This window comes from Edaphobacter sp., from assembly GCF_035532915.1.
Classification (GTDB): domain Bacteria; phylum Acidobacteriota; class Terriglobia; order Terriglobales; family Acidobacteriaceae; genus Edaphobacter.
This window is the reverse complement of record NZ_DATKQC010000446.1, coordinates 1-4,084: the sequence shown is the minus strand read 5'-3', so window position 1 is coordinate 4,084 and position 4,084 is coordinate 1. Positions and strand designations below refer to the sequence as shown.

Below are 4,084 nucleotides of genomic sequence, written 5' to 3'. Positions count from 1 at the left end.
CAGCCAGTTTTCTCTCCACTGCGGCGGTGCTAATTCTCGTGGCGCTGGGCGCCTGCTGGATTCCTGCGCGGCGCGCGGTGCGTGTCGATCCCATTGTCGCTTTGAGATACGAGCGTTTCGGCCAATTTCTTCACCGACGGTGATTCACAAACGCGCTCGGAATCCAGTTCACCAATACTGGGGCCAATCTACTCTCGCGCCTGCGCTCGCAAGAGGCTGTGCCTGCGGCCGTAGGAAAAATACAGGATGAGCCCGAAGGCCGCCCAGCAAAGGAAGGCGTACCACGTGAGTGCCGGCAAACCCGCCATGAGTCCAAGGGCGATGACGGCGCCCAGAATTGGCACCACCGGCACCCAAGGCGTTCGAAATGGCCGCTCGAGATTAGGCTGCTTCCGGCGAAGGACCCAAACGCCAATGCAAACGATGACGAAAGCCGAAAGCGTGCCGATGTTCACCAGTTCCGCCAGCTGCGAGATGGGGAGGAAGGCCGCTGCGATGGCCACAGGAATGCCGACGACGATCGAGGAAATCCACGGAGTCCGGAATCGCGGATGCACCTTTCCGGCCCACCTGGGAAGCAGCCCGTCTTTCGACATGGTCCAGAAAATTCGCGACTGGCCCAGCAGCATCACCAGCATCACGCTTCCGAGTCCCGCCACGGCGCCGATATTGACCAGGATGCTGCCCCAGCGAACTCCCGTCGCTCGCACTCCTACGGCTACCGGGTCGGCCACATTGAGCGAGGTGTAAGGAACGACGCCGCTCAGCAGAGCGGCGACAATGATGTAAAGGAAAGTGCAAATCACAAGCGAACCGATGATTCCGATGGGCATATCCTTCTGCGGATTGCGCGCCTCCTGCGCCGTCGTCGATACGGCGTCGAATCCGATGTAAGCGAAAAAGATCACGCTGGCCCCGCGCAGCACGCCCGACCAGCCAAACTGGCCGAATTTGCCCGTGTTTTTCGGAAGGAACGGGTGCCAGTTGGCGGCGGCGATCTGCGGATGATGGATTACAAAAATCGCCGCCAGCACGATGAACACGAGAACGGCGGAGACCTTGGTGATTACGGCTGCCGCATTCATGTTCGCCGATTCCTTCACTCCGATCACCAGGATCGTCGTGATTACCAAAATCGCCACCAGTGCCACTAGATTGAAAATCCCGGTCGCCTGCGGCAGCGCCGACGGATTGAGTCCTGCCTTTTGAATGGCAGGCAGGACGTTGCCCAGGATTTGCCAATGGCCTTGGAAAAGAATCAGCTTCGTTCCCGGAACGGCGGTCCATTGCGGAGGTACCTGGATATTGAAATCGGCCAGCAGGCTCATGAAATATCCGCTCCATCCGGAAGCTACGGTCGCTGCCCCGAAGGAATATTCCAGCACCAGAGCCCAGCCAATGATCCATGCGAAAATTTCACCGAGCGTTGCGTAGGCGTAAGTGTAGGCCGAGCCAGCAATCGGAATCAGCGAAGCAAACTCCGCATAGCAAAGCCCCGCAAACCCGCTGCCAATTCCGCAGAGGATGAACGAGAGCACAACTGCCGGGCCGGCGTAAAGCGCCGCCGCCTGGCCGGTCAGCACGAAAATACCGGCGCCGATGATGGCTCCGACGCCGAGCGTTACCAGGTGCACGGGGCCGAGCACCCGTCGCAGCCCACCGGATTCTTCTTTGGCGCTTTCCAGCAGGTCTTCGATCCGCTTCGTTGCCGTCAACTGGCTGGCCATCCCTCATCCTCCTTGATGCTTCATGCCCGACCCTTCGCTGGCAAATTGCCGCCGTTCGGGGCCCTCTCAGCCAGGATTTTCGATTTGGACTCCAGGCTCGCGCATCCTAACTCTCCTTCGTTCCTGGCCTCAAGAACTTTATGACCACAGCAGCCCCCAGCAAGGCTTCGGGTGCCGACGGCTCGTTCTTTGCCCGCCTGAAATTACAATTTCGGGACCAGTTGCTCATGTTTCTGGATGGAGCGTTGGGCACACGTCGAGGCGAGCTCGGTGCCCTGCGCTGGTCGGATTGCAACTTCGACAGTATGAGCTTCAGCGTTCAACACTCGTACTATTGGCGCAGAGGCGGGCATCTGAAGGCGACAAAAACGGAAGCGTCGGCCAAGCTGTTGCCGATGCATTTGGCGCTGAAAGGTGCGTTGCTGGAATGGAAGTCGCAGAACGAATACAACGGACCTGGGGATTTTGTTTTCCCGTCCCATCGTACAAAGGGAAGAAGCCGCTGGACGTTGCCGCCGTTCAAGACAAGCTCCTGCTGTACTGGTTTGGCTAGTGTTTCTCAGCGAAGTCACGTATTGCGGGCATACACGATCCTCACCCTTCGTAGCGTTTCCTTGTCGGTGACGGGCAAGCGGGAAGTAATCCCAAGGGTCGAGTAGCCGGACGCCATTGCTGGCGCCCAGCCCTCTAAGAACCGGACTTGAAGGTTTCCCATTCATCCGGCTCGAGCACCCAAAAACGCCCCCATGAAAAACGAGGACGCGGCCTGGTACAAAACGAATCAGACCTACTCGATACTGACTTGCTGCCGATTCGCACGGCGGTGGAATCACCGTCGTGTGTGAAGCTGCACCAATGGCTTACGCCATCGTCATTTGCTTTGCTTCATGCATCGGTTCCTCAAGAGTTCTCGAGCTGAGCACCAACAGGAAGTCAGCTCCGTTTCCGGCGAGGTGATCTTGTCCCCACGAGGCGACGCAACCTCTATCTGCCCGATTACAGGGCAGCCTTCGCTTGCTCCCATTTCCGTTACCCGCATCGCCATCGGTGCCATCTTGCGATGGACTTACCCCTTGCGAGGAGCGATACGGGCTTACCCTGTTCCGCTGAAATGACGCGATCGGTTAGATCTGCTCTCTACGCCGGCAGTGTTGATTACCCATGACAGAGAACCCTTAAGCCTCTGTGCTCACTGCAAGAAGAGCCGCGCAGCATTTAAGGCTCTCTTCGGCTGACGACGCTTGCGAGCATTTGTACATTCTGATCGTACGATCAAGCCTAGCCCCGTCTCCACCTAATGCTGGCAGATACACCGTTGCCTCACGGTTTCGGCGCCGCTCTTGCGAGCGTGGATACATTTTCCAAGGGCTCCAGAACAGTTCGTTACCTCCCCGCTCTGCCTTGTAGGCTACGTGCGATGAGACGCACGGTCTGATCGAGTTCCTCTTCTCCAGACAATCTTTTTCAGCAGCTTTCCAGGTCGCACTAAGGGTTGCCGACAAGCCAGACAGAACTACGGTGTTGGCCAGCATTCGTCAGCACCGCTCGGGCGCGGGAAGAGACTCGGGGAGGTCGTCTGTGCCATCGACTCGCACGTTGACCAGACGTTTCTCATTGGAGTATTCTCCATCTGCGATGTCCGCAAGTGTCTGCGATCGGTGCATTTATGAACCACTTCCGCCGAAACTCAGCTCGAATACTCGCCTCACGAAAGGAGTGTTATGCGCCAAAAAATCGACCCGCTCAATAAAAAGCTCTACGGTTCAGTAACGGCAATCCTAACGGTGACCGACGTGAAAGCGGCAGCCGCGTTTTATCAAAAAGCGTTCGGCTTTGCCAAACGGGGGATCATGAATGGTCCAGACGGCAAGGCGATCCATGCCGAGCTGACGCTCCGCGGCACGACATTGATGTTGGGTCCCGAAATGCCGCAGATGGGTTCTCGCGGCGCGAAAGCAATCGGCGCCTCGCCGACGAGTTTGTATCTGCTAACGGAGAACGCAGACAAGACGGTTGCCAAGGCCGTAAGACTCGGCGCCGCGCCCAAGGGACCCGTGATGGACATGTTTTGGGGCGACCGCTGTGGAACCGTTGTTGATCCCGAGGGTTACACTTGGATGGTCGCTACCCACATTGCGCAACCCGCACCTAAGGAAATGCAACAGAAGATGAAGGAACAAATGGAACAAATGGCCAGCCAACAGACAGCTCGCGCTGCAAGTGCTGGCGCCTGAGTAGCATCCCTTCAACTCCCGCTGTCTTTCTTAATCTATTCCAAACCGTTCCGTTGCCGGGAGGGCACAGCGCTAATCACCTTTGTCGCGTTTCCTCCCGTTCCGACGGGCCATCCGGAAACA

General features: G+C 57.7%; 3 protein-coding genes. 2 read left to right on the top strand and 1 reads right to left on the bottom strand.

The window, feature by feature from the left end; all coding sequences use genetic code 11:
* Positions 1 to 188 precede the first annotated feature (188 nt).
* The gene (locus VMU57_RS20935) at positions 189 to 1,727 is read right to left on the bottom strand and encodes an amino acid permease (RefSeq protein WP_325386991.1); all 1,539 of its coding nucleotides are present in this window, start codon (positions 1,725 to 1,727) and stop codon (positions 189 to 191) included.
* A gap of 140 nt (positions 1,728 to 1,867) precedes the next feature.
* Here VMU57_RS20935 and VMU57_RS20930 point away from each other — a divergent pair, with 140 nt between their 5' ends.
* Both VMU57_RS20930 and VMU57_RS20925 read left to right on the top strand, forming a co-directional pair.
* Entirely contained in the window at positions 1,868 to 2,386 is a 519-nt protein-coding gene (locus VMU57_RS20930) for a hypothetical protein (protein ID WP_325386989.1), read from the top strand.
* A 1,062-nt stretch (positions 2,387 to 3,448) separates the two neighbouring features.
* Positions 3,449 to 3,961, top strand: coding sequence for a VOC family protein (locus tag VMU57_RS20925; protein ID WP_325386987.1), 513 nt, complete (start codon positions 3,449 to 3,451; stop codon positions 3,959 to 3,961).
* Positions 3,962 to 4,084: the final 123 nt, after the last annotated feature.

Excerpts from the sequence above, each read along its gene's own strand:
- VMU57_RS20925 (WP_325386987.1), top strand. The coding sequence starts at position 3,449 with ATGCGCCAAAAAATCGACCCGCTCAATAAAAAGCTCTACGGTTCAGTA.
- VMU57_RS20930 (WP_325386989.1), top strand. The coding sequence starts at position 1,868 with ATGACCACAGCAGCCCCCAGCAAGGCTTCGGGTGCCGACGGCTCGTTC.
- VMU57_RS20935 (WP_325386991.1), bottom strand. The coding sequence starts at position 1,727 with ATGGCCAGCCAGTTGACGGCAACGAAGCGGATCGAAGACCTGCTGGAA.